General features: G+C 41.1%; 14 protein-coding genes. All 14 read left to right on the top strand.

Translation table 11 applies throughout. The features are described from left to right. The first annotated feature begins 234 nt into the window (after positions 1-234). The 14 genes from MSTHT_RS07305 (at position 235) to MSTHT_RS07235 (ending at position 21,878) form a co-directional block, all read left to right on the top strand. Positions 235-678 carry a rhodanese-like domain-containing protein gene (locus MSTHT_RS07305; protein WP_226999662.1) on the top strand — a complete coding sequence of 148 codons (444 nt, stop codon included), beginning with the start codon at positions 235-237 and terminating at the stop codon, positions 676-678. Between the two features lie 621 nt (positions 679-1,299). Continuing rightward, on the top strand, positions 1,300-1,569 hold the full coding sequence (locus MSTHT_RS07300) for a DUF2769 domain-containing protein (protein ID WP_082086797.1): 270 nt from the start codon (positions 1,300-1,302) through the stop codon (positions 1,567-1,569). Between the two features lie 257 nt (positions 1,570-1,826). After that, positions 1,827-2,216 carry a DUF2769 domain-containing protein gene (locus MSTHT_RS07295; RefSeq protein ID WP_048167208.1) on the top strand — a complete coding sequence of 130 codons (390 nt, stop codon included), beginning with the start codon at positions 1,827-1,829 and terminating at the stop codon, positions 2,214-2,216. A 248-nt stretch (positions 2,217-2,464) separates the two neighbouring features. Then, positions 2,465-3,163 (top strand): methyltransferase family protein, encoded by a 699-nt coding sequence (locus MSTHT_RS07290; RefSeq protein WP_048167207.1) that lies wholly within the window; start codon positions 2,465-2,467, stop codon positions 3,161-3,163. A 342-nt stretch (positions 3,164-3,505) separates the two neighbouring features. Continuing rightward, positions 3,506-5,524, top strand: coding sequence for a cation:proton antiporter (locus tag MSTHT_RS07285; RefSeq protein ID WP_048167206.1), 2,019 nt, complete (start codon positions 3,506-3,508; stop codon positions 5,522-5,524). A gap of 149 nt (positions 5,525-5,673) precedes the next feature. Continuing rightward, positions 5,674-6,267, top strand: a complete 594-nt coding sequence (locus tag MSTHT_RS07280) for a Maf family nucleotide pyrophosphatase (RefSeq protein ID WP_048167205.1) — start codon at positions 5,674-5,676, stop codon at positions 6,265-6,267. A gap of 335 nt (positions 6,268-6,602) precedes the next feature. Next, a complete protein-coding gene (gene cysS, locus MSTHT_RS07275) occupies positions 6,603-8,018 on the top strand; it encodes a cysteine--tRNA ligase (RefSeq protein ID WP_048167204.1) in 1,416 nt (471 codons plus the stop codon). Positions 8,019-8,247: 229 nt separating this feature from the next. Further along, entirely contained in the window at positions 8,248-8,628 is a 381-nt protein-coding gene (locus MSTHT_RS07270) for a CU044_2847 family protein (RefSeq protein ID WP_052721855.1), read from the top strand. Between the two features lie 203 nt (positions 8,629-8,831). Next, the gene (locus MSTHT_RS07265) at positions 8,832-9,758 is read left to right on the top strand and encodes a S16 family serine protease (protein WP_048167203.1); all 927 of its coding nucleotides are present in this window, start codon (positions 8,832-8,834) and stop codon (positions 9,756-9,758) included. A 244-nt stretch (positions 9,759-10,002) separates the two neighbouring features. Then, positions 10,003-10,854 (top strand): metallophosphoesterase, encoded by an 852-nt coding sequence (locus tag MSTHT_RS07260; protein ID WP_048167202.1) that lies wholly within the window; start codon positions 10,003-10,005, stop codon positions 10,852-10,854. Positions 10,855-11,311: 457 nt separating this feature from the next. Next, entirely contained in the window at positions 11,312-14,818 is a 3,507-nt protein-coding gene (locus MSTHT_RS07250) for a PAS domain S-box protein (protein ID WP_052721854.1), read from the top strand. Between the two features lie 316 nt (positions 14,819-15,134). Continuing rightward, complete coding sequence (gene lysS / locus MSTHT_RS07245) at positions 15,135-16,733, top strand: lysine--tRNA ligase (protein WP_048167200.1); 1,599 nt, start codon at positions 15,135-15,137, stop codon at positions 16,731-16,733. 388 nt (positions 16,734-17,121) lie between these two features. Further along, positions 17,122-18,645: a PAS domain-containing sensor histidine kinase gene (locus MSTHT_RS07240; RefSeq protein WP_052721853.1), complete on the top strand. Its 1,524-nt coding sequence runs from the start codon at positions 17,122-17,124 to the stop codon at positions 18,643-18,645. Positions 18,646-19,010: 365 nt separating this feature from the next. Beyond that, a complete protein-coding gene (locus MSTHT_RS07235) occupies positions 19,011-21,878 on the top strand; it encodes a DEAD/DEAH box helicase (protein WP_048167199.1) in 2,868 nt (955 codons plus the stop codon). Positions 21,879-22,002: the final 124 nt, after the last annotated feature.

Here is a 22,002-nt window from a genome sequence, read left to right as displayed (position 1 = left end):
AATAAAAAGCTCAATTTTTAAGAGTTATTACTCTTCTTTCGAGGAAAGATAGTTATATCATGAGATAGTTTTTACAGTTAAAAATAATTTATATAGAATGCCTGTTCATACTGGCAAAAAAGTAAATGCGTCCATTTACCTCGAGTTTTAAATTTATTCGAGTTTTAAATTTATAATGCTGGAGGAATCTGATCGAACAAACGGAGTTTGATATGTCTCAGTGTTCTTATTCTCTTGTTTTTAGCAACATTCCTGATCTTTACAGAACAGGGAAAAGAAAAGGAAATAGAAAATCCTTCAGGGTTTGAGAATGTAAGCGTACATGAGGCAGAAGGGATGATTGAAGAAGGCAATGTATTCATACTTGATGTGCGCACGCCTGACGAGTTTAACTCCTCGCATATCAAAGGGGCAACCCTTATTCCCGTAAGCAACGTCTCAGGATCGAATTTAAGCTCAGAACGTTTGCTCGAAGCTCGCATAGATGAAGTTCCTAGGAAGAAAGTACTGGTTTATTGCAAATCAGGGCGCAGAAGTGTGTCGGCAAGTACAATGCTTGTAGATGCAGGATATTCCGAGGTATATAATATGGAAGGAGGTATCAATGCCTGGATAGATGCAGGATATCCGGTTGTAAGCTCGGAAGATATAGAAACTGATGACGGCTCTCGTGGTTGAAACTTTAAACATGGGAGGTTACAAATAAACAAGAGAACTGTATCCTGTCAGTGAAATTTAAGAACAACCCAAATTTATCCTGAAGCTCCATGACAATATTATCCTTTTTCAGCGTGGATCTGCTAATCCTTAATTGTGCTCCATTGATATGGTAAACGAGAAAAAAGCAATCATTCGAGGACTCAGCTGGATATGTTTCTTCACTTCTTTCAGGTGGAATATTTTTTCCCTGCTTATTCTCAATTAAAACTGGTTTAATTAAGTTGATTTAATCTCAATTAAACCAGTTTGGCTTTAATTAATTAGATTAATCCAGATAATACTGATTGACTTTCATGTAGAGTTAGATAAGCTCTAAGAACATTTGTTTGATTTTAAATAAAATAACTTAATTTCAAGTGCAGTAGCTTCTAAATATCTACAGTTTATCCGTTCTATAACTGAAAAGGCTTTTAAACTTCAAAAACAAAGCCTAAGACCGAGTACTAGCCGAGTACTAATTTGGGAGAATATTATGAATAAAGGCAAAATACATCAACCAGGGAAGGGGGTTCTATAATATCCAACGAGAGTGGTAAAGATTCTAAGGTTCCTTATATAAAATCAAATATTGAGAGATGCATGTGTTCAATGTGCCCTGTGCAGGCTGACAGTAAATGTGTGAAGGAAAAACTTCAGAGCGCAAAAGAATTAATGGAAAGCATGCCCGCAGGGGGAGTTCCAGATCCGGAAGAGGTTCCAGGGATATACTGCTCCACAGGCAAAGCTACCTGTGAGGATCTCAAGTTTGACAGAGAATGTATCTGCGGTACATGTGAGGTCTGGAAAGAGTACGGTCTTGAGAAAGTAGATCCAAATAATCACTTCTGCCTTCACGGCAGAGCAACCTGATTTGCTCACTAAGGTTAAGACAAATATCATTTAATTTTTCCTGTAAGCATAAATTTCGTCGTTTTTCAACTTTTTTTCATTCCTTATTTTTCTCGCTGGATAGCTTATCTAAGCTGCAGATCTCGTCTCAGGATCATGTTTTATATTTGCTCTCTCACTAGCGTATATTCTTTCGGCTACTGAAAATGCTTTTATGCCCTAAAGCCGAAACCTGAAATAGAAAAACCAGTGGAGTATTAAGTTTGGGGTAACAGAGTATGGGAAGAAATATATCTACTGAAGAGGGGAGTCCTATTCCACCCAGGGATAGAGATATAACTTTTGAAAGGAGTACGAATTTCCTGGTTCCCTATAATCGGGCAAATGTTAACAGGTGCAGGTGTCCACAGTGTCCAGTGCAGGATGACAGTCAGTGTGCACAGGATAAATTTAAAAGTTCAAAACAATTAATGGAAAATCTTCCAGAAGGCGAGGTTCCGGACCCTGAGGATTTTCCGGGGGTATACTGCTCGGAAGGTGAGGCAACCTGTTCGGATCTTGACCCTGATAGAAAATGCATCTGCGGCTCATGTGAGGTCTGGAAGGAGTATGACCTCAAAGATGCAAATCCAAACAATCACTTCTGTCACAACGGCAGAGCAACCTGAGTTTCTGCCTTCAGACGGTAGTTTTCTCGCTTACTCACTGCCGTTTTTGTTTTCTTACATGTTTTTTCAAAAACTTTCCTAATTTTTGCGCCAGTGAACTGTTTTCAGCTTAAAGACACATTGTTCTCAACTTAAAGACCAATTTTTTGAGTTCAAAGATTGTTTTTTACGCATTCACCGCTTTTTCTGCCTGCAGTTTGTAACCACCTGGAAAAATAGAAAAACAATTAATTTAATTAAAGAAGTAAATGGTAGAGTTTGAGAACTGGAAAGCAGCAGAAAACAAGGGAGAATGGATAAACTGGGCTATAAACATAGTTATGCTTTTATTTGCTGCCGAAACATGGAAGCTTCTTGTTGAAAACTGGAGCTTTTTAAACCATAAGCTAATTTGCATTTATACCGGGATCCTATTACTTTATTTACTGGCAGAAAAAGTCGCATACAGAGGATCAGATCTTAAAGGAAGGCAATCAAGAAGATGGACCCGAAGCCTGCTTTTATTTTTCTGGTGGCTTCTCCTGATTGCCCCTGTTTTTGAGTATATCTCTTATCCACACCTTAAATTCGGCTTTCTACAGCAGTATAATTTCGCAGTTACAGCCGTTGGAGCATTATTTGCATTAATCGGTACGGGAATAAGAGCTTGGAGCATGTGGACGCTGGGCAAATATTTCTCTGCCCATATCGAGATCAAAAACAACCATCAATTAATTGAAAATGGTCCCTATAAATTCATAAGGCATCCGGCTTATGCAGGAAACATATTACAGGCAGTCGGAGTTCCACTAATCCTGAATGCTTACCTCACCCTGAGCATATCGGCAATGTTAGTTCTCCTGTTCTTATACAGGTTGAAACGCGAAGAAGAAGTCCTTGTTCGGGAGGTCAAAGGTTATGAGGACTACACAAAGAGAACATACAGGCTAATTCCTAAAATATGGTGAATACAGGTACAGTACTCAAACACAGGGTTCAGTACTTTGTCGTATAATTCTGTTAAAACTGCTTATTCAATATAATTAATTTATTCATTAACTTTCGGCTAGTTCTTTGTTTTGGTTATCAATTATTTTTCTAATTATTACTTTGAGGCGGATTAATTAAATGGATTTTTAAACCCTCTTCCCACCGAAAACGATATATCTTCGTAAATATTCTTATCTTACAGCCAAAATATTTGAGGTATGTGGATATAAATGGGAGCAATGTTCAATGGGGGTTTATCCTGGTTCTCTGAGATTTCAGGAAGCCCAGAAACTTATTTCACTTCTGGAGGAACAAAATAAATGGCACTCTCGTTACTGGCAAATGTTGATGTAATACTGGGCTTTGCCATTCTAATTCTTACAATATTCTACAGATTTGAGTTCCCTCCTGTGCTGGGTTTTCTTGTAATCGGAATGCTGATAGGGCCTTATGGGCTCGAGATTGTTAATGGAGGAGAAATTGTAGACCTGAGTACCGAACTCGGTGTAATCTTTTTGCTTTTCACGATAGGAATTGAACTCTCCCTAAATGAGCTCAAGAAAATGAAAAAAGCCTTATTATTAGGGGGAACTCTCCATTTCCTTTTCACAACAATTTTATTTTTTATTTTATGCATAGTTCTGGGTTTCAGTCCTATTACCTCTATTTTCATATGTTTTTTGATTTCACATAGCAGTACTGCAGTAGTACTCAAAATTCTTCAGGACAGAAATGAGGTTTTTACTCCCCATGGAAAAATCTCGCTTGCAGTCCTTATATTCCAGGACCTTGCTATCGTACCTCAGATCATGATTGCTCCGATGCTTACAGGTAGCTCTGTAAATTTTGAGGGGGCGCTTCCTGATGTTTTCATAAAAGGTTCTCTGATTCTCCTGGTTTTTATCCTGAGTGCCAAATTTATTGTCCCATGGATATTTTACCATGTGGGCAGAACTGGAAGTAAGGAATTATTCCTTGTCAGTGTTGTATTCATATGTTTATCAGCATCTGTCTTTACCTCCAGTATAGGGTTATCTCTTGCACTGGGGGCTTTTCTGGCAGGGATAGTTATCTCTGGGTCTCAATACAGCCAGCAGGCAATGGGGAATGTTTCACCCTTGAAAGACATGTTTATGAGTTTCTTTTTTGTGTCTGTAGGCATGCTGCTCGATATAAACTATGTAATTGATAACCTCCCCGTCCTCACTTTTGCAACGATTGGTATTATTGTCCTGAAATCAATTGCAGGAATAATGGGTACTTTTCTTCTTGGGTCTTCTCTACGCACTACTATATTGACGGGGGTTGCACTTTCACAGATAGGAGAATTCTCCTTTGTTCTTGCTACGCTGGGAGTGGAATATTCTCTCCTGACACGGGAATTTTATCAAGAATTTATGGCTGTTTCAATTCTTAGTATGGCAATTACACCTTTTTTGATCAATGCCTCTTATAAGTCTGCTGATACCCTTATTAGAAAGGTTTCAGGTATGCCTCATGGAATGAAATTGGTACACGGGTTATACTCAGAACCCATCAAAGAAGAGGAACAGGCTGAACCTGGGGTGAAAGATCATTTAATAATCGTAGGTTTCGGTTTTACCGGAAGAACAGTCTCAAAGGCTGCAAAAGCCGCAGGTATCCCTTATATCATTGTAGAAGCAAACCCTGAAACTGTTAAACAGGAGAAACAGAAAGGGGAAAATATTCACTATGGAGATGCAACACTTGAGGCTGTACTGGAACATGCAGGCGTCAAGAATGCGAGAGTGCTTATTATCGGGATTTCAGATGCAGCCGCTACAGGGAAAATAGTGGAGATCTCAAAACAACTGAATCCGAATATTTGCATTATCGCAAAAGTACGGGATTTACAGGAAATGAAACACCTTAATGCTCTGGGTGCGGATGAAATCATTCCCGTGCAATATGAAACCTCTGTGGAAATTTTTGTCCGCCTGCTGGAAAAGTATCTGATTCCACGAGAGGATATTGAAAAGCTGGTAAATGAAGTGCGGGCTAACGGCTACAGAATGATGAGAAAATTGTCAGTTAATACAGGTATTGATAACGAATTCGATATAAAGTATGGGCTTCCAGGCGTTGAGATTCAGGTTCTTAAAGTTGGGCATGGTTCAAGTCTCGATGGAAAAACCCTGGCAGATCTGGACTTCAGGAAAAAGCATGGGGTAACTGTACTCTCCGTCAGCAGAGGCTCTGACCTTATCTGTAATCCAGAAGACAATTTCCTTCTTCAGGCAAAGGATGCCTGTATTCTCCTTGGAAAACCTGAGGATCTTTGCAGTATCAGAAAGTTCTTTGAAGGGGTTCAAGGATAAGGATAGTTTTGCCTGCTAATTTCCTTAATTAATTCCCCAATTTTTTTAATTTTTTTCTCTCAATTAATTTCTCTAATTAGCTCCTTAATCTATTTTCGTGTCCGCTGTATATGCATACAAATATATCCCATGCATCCTGACTTTTTCCCATGCGTCAGATCATTCTTGCGTCTGCATCTCCGAGGCGAAAGGAGTTACTCAAACAGTTGATAGGAAACAATTTCCTGGTTCATGCCAGTTCATATAAGGAATGCCCCTACCCTGACCTGCACCCTGAAGAACTGCTCACAAAACACTCTCTCGAGAAAGCCAGGGAAGTGGCTAAACATTTTGATTCCGGGCTTGTAATTTCTGCTGATACCTCGGTACTTTTTAATGAGGAACTTCTTGGAAAGCCAGGCACTCCCGAAAAGGCAGAGAAAATGTTGGAAATGTTAAGCGGACAGAAGTTCAGGGTTATTACCGCTCTTACGGTTCTTGACCTTGACAGCGGGGAGGAAATCAGTGAAATGGAATCCACGACAGTCTGGATGGATAAGATGATCAAAGAACAGATCTCTGCTTATGTCAGAACTGGAGAGCCTCTTGATAAAGCAGGAGCTTTTGCTGCTCAGGGTAAAGGTGCAGCCATTGTGAAAAGAATCGAGGGCGATTTCTTTAATATCGTGGGGCTCCCCCTCTTCCGGTTGGGAAAAATACTGCAAAGAGCCGGAGTTAACATATTTGAGAAAGATTTGTCCTGAAACCGTTGAGCTGCAACCCTTTTACGAAAAGGCTTGAGCGAAACCGTTGCGCCGGTTTATCACGCTGGATAGGGTTTGGGGATAAGGTTATCAAATCCAAAAAATATGCCATTTTCGATAAAACCTTTTGAGAAAAGGTTTTTGATCAAACTTTTTCTGAAAAAGTTTGCGCTTGAGCTATTTCTTCAAAAGGCTTGTGGCAAAGGTAATAAAGTATCTTCTACCAATTAGATAACAACGAATTAACCGAATACTCTTAACTCGGGTAAGTCTAAAGAAATTAGTCTAATTTTTGCTAAGTATTTCAGGTGTTTAAATCTCCAGAGGCGTTCCGGATGCTCAAGGTTTACAATACTCTTACAAGACGGAAAGACATTTTCAAACCCTTAAAGGAAGGCGAAGTCTCGATTTACGCCTGCGGGCCTACAGTTTACAGTATGCCGCATATAGGCAATTATCGTACTTTCCTGATGACCGATAATATTGTGAGAACTCTTGAGTACCTTGGCTATAAAGTAAAACTTGTAATGAACATTACCGACATAGATGACAAAACTATCAGGGATTCAAAAGCAGCCGGAATGTCACTTAAGGAGTTTACGGATAAATACACGGCAGAGTTCTTTAAAGGTCTTAATATGCTGAACATAAAAAGAGCTTCAGCCTATCCGAGAGCCACGGAAAACGTTGGCAGCATGATTGAGCTTACAAAAAAGCTCATGGACAAAGGACTGGCTTACGAAAAAGGCGGGTCGGTCTATTACAGAATCTCATCATTTCCTGATTACGGTAAGCTCTCAAAGCTTGACTTCGATAAAATAAAGGTTGGCGCATCAGTGGATGTGGATGAATATGATAAGGATAACCCACGTGATTTTGCTCTTCTGAAAGCCTCAACCCCGGAAGAGATCGAGAGGGGAATTTACTATGAAAGCCCGTGGGGTAAAATTCGCCCGGGCTGGCATATCGAATGCTCGGTAATGGCTATGAACTGTTTTGGACCCACATTGGATATGCATCTAGGAGGAGTGGACCTTATCTTCCCCCATCATGAAAATGAAATAGCGCAATCGGAAGGGGCAACAGGTAAACCTTTTGCACGCTACTGGATTCACGTCGAACACCTGATAGTCGAAGGGGAGAAGATGAGCAAGTCCAAGGGAAACATCTTCACATTGCCCGAGATTGTAGAGAAATATGGCGGGGAAGTTGTACGCTTTATGTTTCTCACAGTACATTACCGTAAGAAACTGGATTACTCTGATGCCTTTGCAGAAAATGCTAAAAACAACTATCTGAAGCTCAAAGAAACGCTCGAAAACCTTGAATTTGCCCTGGCAAACGCAGAAGATAAAGCTTATCCCGAAGACGATGAAGTTCTTAAAGCCCTTCCCGAACTTGAGAGTCAGTTCAGGGAAGCTCTTGAGGACGATTTCAATACTCCTAAAGCCATAACTGTTTTTAGAGAACTCTCCCGTACAGCCAATAAATACCTTGAGTCCGGAAAAAACCGGCAGGTTCTCAATAGGCTCCATTCCCTTTACAGGCAGTTTTCGAATGTTTTGGGAATTTTTGCCGAATCTAGAAAAAAGGAAATTCCCGAAGAAATCATGGAACTGGTTAAAGAACGTGAAAACGCTAGAAAAAGGAAAGATTGGGCAGTTTCGGATGCTATCCGGGAAAAAATAAAATCTCTGGGCTATATCGTGCAGGATACAAAAGAAGGACCACACGTAAGGGAAGCTGAATAAAGTTAATTAAATTCCTGTATAAGTTTCCTTAACTCTAAGGCAGGAGGTCCCCTTCTTCACTTTTATCAGAGGGCAAAAAAGGTAGTTCTTCTGAAATCCTTAAAACGTCAATAATTATTTATGCAAATATATATATCTTATTTGTATTAATCTATTCTTATTCTGGGTCGCATTCTTCTTTTCTATTATGCGTGCCTTATCGTCTATAGGGGGGCAATTTCTGAATAAAGTGATTATTGACGAAGAAGTAATTGATGTCTCCAGTAAGAATGCCTTAAAAACAGGGCATATTTTAGCCGAACTGGGGCATGCTCCTGGCACAGTAAAAGCCTTGAGGCTCGTATCTCCTAAAGCCTTGGAAGAAAAATCCACAGAGTCTATTGACAATGCAATGCTTATGATCAAGGAAATCTCTAAAAAAGTTGTAGACAATATGGAGGAAACCCCTGCGGAGTTCAGACCATCTCAGGTGGAGCTAACTTTTAATCTGCTTCTAACTATGAATGGGAGAGCAGTTATTACCAAATCAGAGAATGAGAAAAATATTAAAGTAGTGCTAAGGTGGAAAGACAAAGGAAATGAGATTGAGAAGGAAGTTCCTGAGGAGTAAGGCTGAAACTCTGCTTATAATTATATAATTTTTTCTAATGCAAATATACGAATACGATAAGAAGATTTTCTGAATCAATATTCACTTAATTGCTCTCAAGTTAAATCCGCAGTTCTATCTATAATGGTTCTTGCTGTTTTTCTTCTTTGTTACTGGAAGAAGAAATAAGTAGGATCTAAAACAAATTAAAAGTGGTAGATAGTATGAAGTCCAAACTTCTTGCTTTTTTACTTGCTGTTTCACTTATTGCAAACACTTATTTTGTCCTGTTTGAGGAACAACCTTCCTTTGATGAGAAGCAAATCCAGGAAATGCAGGATCGCATAGATTACCTTGAGACTGAAAATGAAAACCTTAAAGCGCAGCTAAATCAGAGTAATCAGTCGCTTCAGTCTTATGCTTCTCAGTTAGAAACCTATCGTGAGAGAATCTTTGAGCTTGAGAGTAGTTCTCAAATGCGTCCTGCAGGAATTGAGGGTTTTGCTACCCTTCAGGGACCTGCGGTTTTCCAGAAAGTTGAACTGGAGAGGTCTGGTCCCTTTATCAGGGAAAGAATTTCTGAGGAAGGTGCTTTACTTGATATATCGGTTGAGATCAGACCAGGAAAAGGCCGCGTACTTGTTCAAACAGTACCTCTAACCGGAGTAGGCTTCCAGGATGCGGCAAATACTGCTGTCTTTGTAGCCGAGAGTAAAACCGGACATCAGCTTTCAAGCAGTGATGTTATTTTTAGTGTAACTGCTGAGGAAGATATTCCCGGAGGGGTCGATGGTCCAAGTGCAGGCGCTCTAATGACTCTCCTTGCAATTTCCGCAATCGATAATAATACCAAGCTAAATGACAGCATTACTATAACAGGTACCATTGATAGTGAAGGCAATATAGGAGAGGTCGGCGGCATTATCGAAAAAGCCGAGGCTGCAAAAGCAGGAGGCAAAACACTCTTCCTCATTCCCAGAGAAAATAGTCGACTTGTTACTTACAAGCTGGTAGAAAGAAACTTTGGCGGCTTTATAGTAACTGAAAGGGTGGCAGAGCCCGTAGATGCCGAGGAGTATATAGAAGAAAAGGTGGGAATCGATGTCGAATACGTAGATACGATAGATGATGTACTGAGGTATCAGAGATAAAAATCCAAGTCTCAATTTTTACTGTAATCCGGATTATCTTTCCGGGAAACTTTTTGGAACTTTTCCAGAAATTCTATTTTTTTGAGATTTTTCCCCCATGAACCGTTCCTTTACTACCTTCAATTTTATACCCTCTATTTATTTATATAGTGCAAAGTATATATTTATACGCGTTGAGATTGAACCTGTTAGGTTGCCATCGAATATGCAATTTTAAGTTCTGAAAAACAATCTTTCATCAACTATGCCACCAGAAATCATACCTATTATTGAAGAGCCTGCTCTCATTGTATCCAATACCGAAACTTCACTGGTAGTTGCTGATATCCACCTGGGGATAGAATGGGATCTTTACAGGAGCGGGATCAATCTTCCCAGCCAGATGGAAGGAAGGCTGGACAGGATTCTGAGCTATATTCAGGCAAATTCCCCAGATCGGATAATACTTCTCGGGGATATAAAGCATAATGTTCCTCAAGTTTCCTGGCAGGAGAAAGATGAAATTCCTCGCTTTCTTGAGACACTTGCAAAACATGCACATGTGGATATCTTCCCTGGAAACCATGACGGAGGAATTGAATTTCTTTTTAACAGGCAAAAGGATATCAGGGTTCATTCCGCACGCGGGGCGGTTCTCGATGGTGTGGGATATTTTCACGGGCATACCTGGCCTGCACCTGAACTGCTGGGTGCCTCTCATATAATTGTCGCCCATAACCATCCTACAATCCGCTTTATGGATGCTTTCGGCTATTCCATAACTGAGCCTGCCTGGATAAGGACAAAATTCAATGTGGATGTCCTGAAGAGTAGGTATGAAAATCTTGATTTTGAAGACACTGCACAATGGAGCGATCCTGAGCTTTTCATAATGCCGGCTTTTAATGAATTATGTGGAGGCATACCTTTTAACGAATCCACTCAGGAAGACCTCCTGGGTCCTGCTTTTTTCTCAGGCGGGATTGAACTTGAGGCTTCAGAAGTGTATTTGCTCGATGGGACAAGACTAGGGCTGCTCGGGAATATTCGGAAACTGCAACATACAAGGGTTCGAACCAGGATGCCGGGCAGGAGCTATAAGAAATCTAAATTTTGAGATTTCCTCATAATTTTAATTTTTTATGTCTTATCCAAATCTTTTTATGAAATTGATGTTTTATAACTGCTATCAATCTTTGAACATTTTAAGGAAAATTTGATAAGTAACAATAAAGAATCCTGATGAGTTAACATACAGTTTATTCAAATCGATATAATTAAATTGTCAGGCAGATGATCTCTATTTTTCTGAAAAAGCAATCACAGAATTTGCTCTGGCTAGTGAGACCGAAACACCAGAAAAGTTCACAGGTGTCAAAATGGCTACCGGCAGGAAATTCATATAAGCTTTTAAATTTTTATTCGGAATTTGGGAGGCTTGGAACGGAAGAATAACCGATTTTGGGGTGTTGATTTTATGGAATCTTTCCCTATATTCCATCACATAAATTCCATCAAATAAAGGAAATTCAGCTACAATACTGAAACCCTAATTAAAGCAGGGTTGGATAACTATGACTGCTTTTGATCGCCTGAATGCTGAGGAATCGGATAATACAAATAAAAAGTTGCATGCCGGGATTTTCGACTGCAAGTGTTCGGAGAATGAGCCGATTGAACCCAGGAACAAACTAGGAGTAGAGACTAGAGATATTAGTATTCTCCATAAACTCAGCAAGCGGTATCTCGGAGACAGTGACTCATTCTCGATTCTTCAGGAAATGGTTGAGGCTGCAATTGCGATTACCAGAGCGGATAAAGGAAATATACAGATTCTCGATTCACCAACAGGAAAACTGAGGCTTGCAGCCCAGAAGGGGTTTAGCCTTCGTTTTTTAAAATTCTTCGAGCTTGCAGATGCAGGGAAAGCAGCGATATGTGGAGCTGCAATAAAAAGAATGGAACGCGTGGTCGTTGAGGACATCACCTGCAGTCCGGGCTTATTCGAAAGTGAAGCCCTTGATGTACTGCTGGATGAAGGAGTAAGAGCTATTCAGTCAACGCCTCTCGTGAGCCTGTCGGGCAAACTGCTTGGTGTTATCTCTACTTATTTCAGCCAGGCTCACTTCCCGGATGAACGTGAATTGATGCTTGTTGATATCCTTGCCCGGCAGGCTGCAGATATTATCGAGCGTCAGCAGGCTGAAGAGAAGCTGCGGCAAAGTGAGCAATGTCCAAGACTTAGACTAGAAAATATTCTCTCACCAGACCGGGAAATGGCTAACCTGGAGTTTGCCGAGATTATTGATATCCAGGCGATCCAGTCCCTCATGGAGGATTTCCATAAGCTTACTCACATGACTGTGGGCTTGAATGATCTAAAAGGTAATGTTCTGGTAGGTGTCGGATGGCAGGACATCTGCACGAAATTCCACAGGGTTCATCCTGAAACCTGCAAGCACTGTATAGAGAATGACATCGAGCTTTCTACGGTTACCCCGCCTGGAGAGTTTAAGCTGCACAAGTGCAAGAACAATATGTGGAGTGTCGCAACTCCTGTTATGGTAGGAGGCAAGCAAGTTGGCAGTATCCTCTCAGGGCAGTTCTTTTTTGAGGATGAGCATCTTAACTACGAGTTCTACCGAGCCCAAGCCAGGAAATATGGCTTCAATGAAGAGGAATATATGGCTGCACTTGAAAAAGTCCCGAGGTTGAGCAGGGAAGCTGTGGATACAGGCATGGCTTTCTTAATGGCATTTGCCAATATGGTCTCACAGTTAAGCTATAGCAATATCAAGTTGAGCCAGTTGCTAAATGAACGTGACGCTCTGGTAGATGCGCTGAGGGAAAGTGAGGAGCGGTTCAGGTGGGTTATTGAGAACTCTCTCGATGTTGCATACCGGCGAAACCTTCAGACTGACCACTATGATTTCATGAGCCCTGTAATAAAGCAGCTCACAGGCTTCTCTGCCAGGGAGATAAGTGAGACGAATATCAGTGAGATCTTTGATCGCATTCATCCAGAAGACCGCCAGTTGGTTATTGAAAAACTGACTCAGGCATCTGACTCAGGTTTTGGAACTATTGAGTACAGGTTCAGGTGCAAGGACGGCAAATATGTGTGGTTTGCCGACCACTTCAGGGTTACTAAAGATCAAAGTAAGAAGCCTCTTTTTATCGTAGGTATTGTCCGTGATATCACCAAGCGCAAGCTAGCTGAACTGGAGCTGGTGGAAAGTGAAAAGCGATTCCGTACTCTGGCTGAGAATTCTCCTGATGTAATTACCCGTTTTGATAAACAAAACCGCCATATGTATGCAAATCCTGCAGCTGCAAAGGCTTACAGTCTATCTCAAGCCAGAATAATTGGAAAAACTCATAGTGAACTTGGAATGGATCCTGTACTTGTAAGTCTCTGGGAAGAGTGCCACCAGAAGGTTTTTGCTACAGGAAAACCCGAGACAATGGAATTCCAGTACATATCACCTCAGGGAAAAGAATACTATTTTAATACACGGATAGTACCGGAGTTCACCAATGGTAAAGTATGCTCTATTCTTGCTATTTCGCGTGATATTAAAGACAAAAAAGAAGCGGAAGCCAGGTTAAAAGATACCCTCGATAACTTGGAAGAGCTGGTTAAAGCGCGCACAGCAGAGCTTGAGAAGACTTATAAATCCCTGGAAGAAAGCGAAAGAGGCCTAGCTGAAGCTCAAAAAATGGCTAATATTGGAAGCTGGTATTGGGACTTTTTAACTAGTGAGATTAACTGGTCTGAGGAGATGTATCGTATTTTTGGGCTTGATCCCCAAAAGTCAGCACTACCTTACAATCAATATTTAGATTATGTACACCCCGACGATCGAGACTATGTCGATAATGCCTATAAGGAAGCTATTAATGGAAATCCACTTGATATTGATCACAGGATTGTTCTGGATAATGGAGAAGTACGCACAATCCATGTACGAGCTGAAGTTATTTTTAACGAGGAAAATCTTCCTGTTCGGGCAAGAGGAATAGTTCAGGATATTACCGAGCGTAAAAAAGCCGAAGAAAAAATTAAGACCCTGGCGAATGCTGTAGAATCATCAAACGATGCAATTATAACCACATCCCTTGAGGGTGTTGTTACCAGCTGGAATAAGGGTGCAGAGCAGATTTATGGCTATTCGGCTGAAGAAATTCTGGGAAAAAATATTTCAGTAATTGAACCTCCAGAATTAAAAGGGGAAGTAGGACAGCTAATCGAGAAGATTAAAAATAACGATAAAGTTCAGTACTACGAAACTTTGCAGCTAAAAAAGGACGGTACACCAATAAATGTCTCAGTAAGTCTCTCCCAGATTTTTAACTCGTCCGGAGATTTTGTAGCTGTCTCGGCTATTTCCAGGGACGTTACTGAACGCAAGAAAGCAGAAAAAATCCTGGCAAAAATTGAAGAAACTAGAAAAAAAGAGATTCATCACCGAATCAAGAACAATTTACAGGTAATCTCTTCTCTACTGGATTTGCAGGCTGAGAAGTTTTTTGATAACGATGTACTTGAAGCCTTTAGAGAAAGCCAGGACAGGATATTCTCGATGTCCCTTATTCATGAGGAACTTTATAGAGGGGAAGGAACCGATACACTGGACTTTTCCGCATATCTCCAGAAACTAGCTGAAAATCTTTTCCAGACTTACAGCCTTAGAAGTAAAAATCTCAACCTGCTAATGGATCTCGAGGAGAATGCCTTCTTTAACATGGACATTGCCGTCCCGCTGGGAATAATTGTTAATGAACTTGTTTCCAATTCTCTCAAACATGCATTTACTGAAGAGGAAAAAGGGGAAATTCGAATCAAGCTGTGCAGGGAAGAAAAAAATAACGAAATACAGGAATCATGTTTCAGTCTGACAATCTCAGACAACGGGAAAGGGATTCCCGAAAATTTGGAGTTTGAACGCCTTGATTCTCTTGGGCTGCAGTTAGTGAGCACCCTTGTTGACCAGCTGGATGGAAAAATAGAGATTAAGCGAGATCAGGGGACTGAGTTCAGAATTACTTTCAACCTGATAGAAAAATCCGATGTCCTGTAAAGTCTAACCTATGAGATATTTTCTCTTCAGGAAGTGAGATTAATCTCATAAGAATATCGATACTTCTCCTCAATTTTTATATAATGCATGGATCTATGGAAAAAATTAAATGTGAGGAACAAGGCTAATAAGCAGTCATTATTCCTTAGAATTCCTGAGAATTCTATCTTTGACTATTTATGATTAGTATAACCATCTAATCGATTTAATAATCGATCTTTTGATTAATTACTGACTGACTGGTTGGTAACAATTGATCTACCGGTTTGTCACTGATTGATTTATTTGCATTCACCTGAAAGGATGTACTGATTCAATGGATACAGAACTTAATAACACGGAACTGTCGGATGAGATTATCCAGTCAGACCTTAATAACACGAAACTGTCAGATGAAATTATCCAGTCCGACAGCAATGCTACTCTTTCTGATAACGATAACTTATTAAAAAGCAGGATTTTTGATGACTCAAAAATTGCGAAATTAAATGGCATTAGAAGCCAGGGACTTAACCCGTACCCCTACAGGTTTGAAAAGAATGGGGATATTTGTGAAATCCTGAAAAAATTTGACGATTTTGAAAAAAATGAAGGTCTAAAGGTAAGAACTGCAGGAAGGCTTTATAATATTCGCAGGCTTGGAAAAATGATATTTGCCGATCTTGGAGACCAGGGAGGCAGAATTCAGATTATCTTAAGGAAAGGAAATCTTCCTGATGAGGATTTCGAGGTTTTCAAAAACCTGGTCGATTCGGGAGATATAATAGGCATTCAGGGTGAACTTTTCAGAACAAAAAGGGGCGAGAATTCTATCAATGTATCAGAGTTTTCCCTGCTCTCAAAATCCCTCTGTGCCCTTCCTGAAAAATTCCATGGATTAAAAGATGTAGAAACCAGGTACAGAAAAAGATATCTTGACCTTATAGTCAATGCCGAGAAGCGAGAGATCTTTGTCATGAGGAGTAAACTCATTTCCGAGATCAGGCGATACCTTACTGACAGGGGATTTTTGGAATTTGAAACCCCTGTGCTCCAGACTGTATACGGGGGCGCAAATGCAAGACCTTTCACGACTTTCCATAACTGCCTTGGGCAAAATCTCTTCATGAGAATAGCCCCTGAACTCTACCTTAAAAGGCTTGTTGTTGGCGGGTACGAGAAGGTTTTTGAGATCGCCAAGAACTTCAGGAACGAGGACATTGACACGACCCATAATCCAGAATTTACCATGATAGAGGTCTATGAGGCTTACAAGGATTACAATGACATGATGGATTTAACCGAGGGTCTTATCTCGGAACTCGTATTCAAACTGACTGGCGGCTATGAAATCAAAATGGGCGAAAACACAATCAATCTACGCCCTCCCTGGAAAAGGATATCCATGGAAGATGCCTTAAAAGAGTATGCCGGACTTGACGTCTTTGCACATTCGCTTGAAGAATTGAGGCAAATCGCAATTGAAAACAGGATAGAAGATTACGAAAAGGCAAAGACGTATGGGGAATTCCTTGCTCTGCTCTTTGAAGGTCTGGTAGAGGACAAGTTGATTAATCCTACTTTCATATACGATTTCCCTGTGGAAAATTCCCCGCTTGCCAAAAACCATAGGTCAAAAGAAGGTTTTGTCGAGAGATTTGAGCTCTTCCTGAACGGCTGGGAACTGGCAAACGGTTATTCCGAACTAAACGACCCTCTTGAGCAGGAAAAAAGGTTCGAGGAACAGGATAAGAAAAGAATGCTCGGAGACCTCGAAGCACAAACCATTGATTACGATTTCATAAACGCCCTCGGGTACGGCTTGCCCCCTACAGGCGGAATGGGGCTTGGAATTGACCGCCTTACTATGATCCTTGCAGGTCTGGAATCCATCAAGGAAGTAATCCTCTTCCCCCAGATGAAGAGAGAAGACTGATTGATTTCAGACTTAGTTTCGTTTTGGGGTCCATGTCTATCCTGTTAAACGGACAGGGCAGTCGGGGAGAAAATCCCCTTCATTTTTATTCCGGAGAAACTTGAATAGCATTTTCCTCGGGCAGCATAGAATTCATCAGGTTCTCCATATTTTTGTATTGTCTTTTATTATCCTGCAAATTATTTTTAATTTTATTTTTTCCCCAGCACTTGTCCTCAGCAATAAATCTTTATAATAAAAAGTAATAAGTAGTTCTACAGTATAAATTTTTATGTTATGATGTCTCTTGATATAAATTCTTTCAATCCCAGGAGAGTGCTTTCATGTTAAACTGAGACAAAAATGAGAAGACGATCCATTTTTAAGTAAATTAGCCGAGGACAATCTAATGGCTGAAGAAGAAGTATATAGGGCTCTATTTGAGCAATCCAATGATGCGATTTTCATAACAGAGGAGGAGCGCATTCTGGAAGTCAACCCTCAAGGCTGTAAACTTCTTGGATATGATAGGGATCATCTTGAAAAAATTTCCCTCTTCTCTATATTTGCTGAAGAATCCCTTCCCGACTTTCAGAATGCAATGAGGGTAACACTGGAGAATAGGTCAGCGTTTTTTGAGACAAAGTTTAAAAGGTCAGACAATAGTGTTCTCGACGTAGAAATTTATTCCTTAGCCTTAAATAACCGAAGAAAAACTATCTTGATAACCGCCCGGGATATAACTTTACGTAAAGAATCAGAACGTCTGATACAGAAAGAAAGAGAGATATTAAGTGCTTTACTGGAAAAAAGCCTTTGTGGAATATTGTTAATTGACGCCTCTAGCCACAAAATAGTTGATGTGAATCCTGTTGCAATAAAAACGATCGGGAAATCAAAACGAGAGATTGTCGGAAATATATGTCACCAATTTATCTGTCCTACAGAAGTAGGAAAATGTCCTATCAGTGATCTTGGACAGACTGTGGATAATTCAGAAAAAAAGATGATCAATGCTCGAAAGGAAATTATTCCAATCCTTAAAAGTGTAGTTCCAGTAACCATAGAGGGCAAAGATTACTTTGTTGAATGTTTCATTGACCTGTCCGAGAGTAAAAGAACTGAACAGAAACTGCTCCAGGCAAAACTGGACGCTGAAGCTGCCAGCCGAGCAAAGAGTGAGTTCCTTACCAATATAAGTCACGAATTAAGGACGCCACTTAACTCTATTATTGGTTTTTCGGATATCCTGTATGAAAGACTTTATGGAGATCTTAATGAAAAACAGCTGAAATATGTAAGTAACATCTCTGTCAGCGGAAAACATCTCCTTGGACTTATAAACAATATCCTTGACCTTTCTAAAGTAGAAGCTGGTAAAATGGAACTCAATTACAGTGAGTTTTCTATTAGCTCGGTTTTCGATGAGGTTAAATCCACAATTTCTCCCCTTGCCCAGGTTAAAAACCTTGAAATGGAATTCAAGATAGACCCAGGTTTAGAATATATACAGGCAGATAGAAGCCGCCTTATCCAGATCCTTTATAACCTCACAAGCAATGCTGTCAAGTTTACTCCCGATGGAGGCAAAATCTCTGTCTACTGTAAAAAAAGCGGAAACAAAGCTGTATTTTCGGTCACAGATACAGGAATAGGTATATCTTCCGAAGACCAGAAATATCTCTTTGAACCATTCAAACAGATTGATTCAGGCATGAACCGGCAGTATGGAGGTACTGGTCTTGGGCTTGCTCTGGTGAAGCAGTTTGTTGATATGCATAAGGGCAGAGTATGGTTTACAAGTGTTCAGGGAAAAGGCTCAACCTTTGTATTTGAACTTCCTGTAAAAGGTCTGGACGAAGCGGAAAATCCGGAAAATGCATTTAAAGATAATGTTACCAAAGTTGAGATCTCGGCTAACTTTTCAGGATGAATAAATCCAGATTTTAGTGCGGTATAGTTTCAGGAAGGCTTTATTTTTTCCAATATTTTATAAATATTACATACTTATAAAAAATCTTTACAACTTACAAATGAACTTTTACAACCTTTACTTGATTCCATCCAGGTTTTAAGTTTCCATACCTTTACTTTTTATTTTAATATGGACTAATTTTATATATTTTAATACCTATATCAATTCTTACATTTTTCTCATGCTCTTCTTCTCATATTTCCTATTCATTTCACTCGCTTTATTTACACGCTTGCATAGAAATATTTATACCGGAACTATCAGCTCAATAATTGGGCATCTTAATCAAAAACCGATCACAAAAATATGACATTTCATAAAATATGACATTTCATAACAGTTTTAACTTCTTTCATCCAAAGATTCAGGAAGCCCTTAAGACCCTTGGTTTTACAAAGCCCACAGAGCCCCAGGAAAGGGCTTTTCCTCATATAATGGACGGGAAGCACACCCTTTTAATAGCTCCAACGGGTTCAGGCAAGACCGAATCAGCTGTGCTGCCCGTTTTTAACAGTATTCTGAAAAAGAAACCCGAAGCCAGAAGGGGAATTTCCGCCCTTTATATAACCCCGTTGAGGGCGCTTAACAGGGATATGCTTTCTCGCATAGAAATCCTCGGGAAATTGCTCGATATCAAAGTCCAGGTCCGGCATGGGGATACTCCGCAGAGTGAAAGGCAGCGCCAGTCAAGAAATCCTCCTGATATGCTGATCACGACCCCTGAGACCTTGCAGGCTATGTTTACTGGCTCCCGCCTGCGGCAGAACCTTGAGACCGTGACTCATGTCGTGATAGATGAAATCCATGAGCTTGCAGGCTCGAAACGAGGAACTCAACTGGCTGTAGGTCTTGAGAGGCTTGTGGAAATCTCCGGGGAGTTCCAGAGAATCGGACTTTCCGCTACAGTCGGGAACCCCTGGGAAATTGCTAAATTTCTGGCAGGTAATGGAAGAGATTTTACTGTGATTGAGGTATCCCTGCTGAAATTGCTTGAGTTTGATGTTGTCAATCCTCAGATCTCAGAAGGCGGGGAGATACAGGAAAAAGAAGTCCTGGAAATTGCAAAAACGGTAGGTTGTGAGCCTGAATTTGTCTCTCACCTGCTCTGCATCAGGAAAGTTGTCGAAAATAGCCAGTCCACCCTGATTTTTGTAAATACGCGGCAGAGTGCCGAGGCGCTCGCGGCTGGTTTTCGGAAGCTTGGAGCATCTATAGGGGTGCACCATGGTTCGCTCTCTTTTGAAGCCCGTGTTGAAGCTGAAGAGGCTTTCAAATCTGGAGCTTTGAAAGGACTTATCTGCACTTCTTCAATGGAACTGGGTATAGATATCGGCAATGTTGACCGCGTGGTTCAGTACGGGTCTCCGCGGCAGGTTTCAAGGTTACTCCAGAGAGTGGGAAGAGCAGGGCATAAGCTGCATGCAATTTCACGGGGTACTATTATCTCGATAGAAGCGGATGATACTGCGGAAAGTATGGTGATAACAAAAGCTGCACTGGAAGGCAGGGTTGAAGAAATCTCCCCGCACGTAAAATCCCTTGATGTCGTAGCAAATCAGCTTGCAGGCATGGCTATGGATTTTGGGGAAGTCGGAATTGATAAGATTCTTAAAATTCTCAGGCGGACCTACCCATTCCGGGATTTGCAAATTGAAGAGTTACAGGGGGTTGTGGACCAGATAGGGGATTATAAACTGGTCTGGTATGAAAAAGGCTCTCGCGTGCTTAAAAGGCGCAGGAAAAGCTGGGAATACTATTATGAAAACCTTTCCATGATCCCGGACGAAAAGAAGTACGAGATTTACGACATTGTGAGTGGAAAATCGGTTGGCGTGCTGGATGAGGCTTTTGTCGTGAACTTTGCAGAGCCTGGCGCTGTTTTCATAACAAAAGGCTGCATGTGGCGGGTCGTTGAAATGCCTGGACAGGAACAGGGAAAAGACAGAATCAAAGTAGAGCCTGTAGAAGGTATGGGTGAGGTTCCGAGCTGGTCTGGCGAAGAAATTCCTGTGCCTTTTGAAGTAGCCCAGGACGTAGGAAAGCTCAGGGCAGAAATTGCAGCCTTTATTCGTGATGGTCTTGATGATGAAACTATTGCCGTACAGCTTCAGGCAAAATACCCCGTGGCAAAGAATGCCGTGCTTGGTGTGATCCGCCTTGTGCGCCAACATATAGAGGGAGGCTTTCCCCTTCCCGATGCAGATACAATCGTGATCGAAGACGAAGGCGATGCTGTAACCCTGAACGCCTGTTTTGGTCATAACACAAACGGCACTCTTGCCCGAGTTTTGACTTCACTTCTTTCAGCCCGCTTCGGCAGCAGTGTCGCTCAGGAAGTCGACCCCTACAGGATAAGGTTAACTCTTCCGCGGCGGATTGGTTCGGTCCAGATCCGGGATATGCTGCTTTCCCTCCGCCCTGAACACGTCGAGCCGATCATAGAAATGACCCTGAAAAACACAACCCTGATGAAATGGAAAATGGTCCACGTCGCCCGGAAATTCGGAGCTCTTTCGCGGGACATCGACTACGACCGGATCAGCATGAAAAAACTCCTTGAAATCTATCAGGGCTCTTCAATGTACGATGAGGTTATCAGGGAAATTTTTCACGACCTCCTTGACGTCCCGCGGGCAAAAGAAGTCCTTACAAAGCTCGCTTCTGGCGAGATCTCAGTCGAAGTTTCTCGCCCTACCCCGATCGGTTCAGCCGGTTTCGCCATGAAAAAAGACCTTGTAGCCCCGGAGAAAGCCGACCGCTCAATTGTCCTCGCCCTTAAGGAACGCATTATGAACGACCGGATCATTTTATTCTGCACGAACTGCAAGAAATGGACCTCCCGCCGCCAGGTAAAAAACGTTCCCGAAGAAATCCTCTGCCCGGTCTGCAACTCACAGATGATTGCAGCCCTCAAGCCCTGGGAAGAAGAGGAAATAAAGCTCGTCAAAAAACAGGCAAAAAATGTCAAAGTCACCCCCGAAGAAAAGAAACGAATTCAGCGCGTCTACCGAAACGCTAGCATAGTCCGTTCCCAGGGGAAAAAAGCAGTTATTGCACTTGCCAGCCGGGGAATAGGACCTGAAACAGCGTCAAGGGTTATTGAGAAGATGAGGGTGGACGAAGAAGCGTTTTACAGGGATATTTTGGTTGCGGAAAGGAATTATGTGAAAACGAAGAAGTTTTGGGAGTAAAATCAAAAAATTTTATTTTTTAAAATTTAGATGATTTCTTCGGTGCTTTTTACGATTTGTGCTGATGTAAGTGTCTCTAATACTCCCCTTTAGTAGTTCTAATGAAGTACGGATATTTTTTGCT

This window comes from Methanosarcina thermophila TM-1, from assembly GCF_000969885.1.
Lineage (GTDB): Archaea > Halobacteriota > Methanosarcinia > Methanosarcinales > Methanosarcinaceae > Methanosarcina > Methanosarcina thermophila.
The sequence above is the reverse complement of the archived record's forward strand: the minus strand, read 5'-3'. Positions and strand labels throughout refer to the sequence as shown.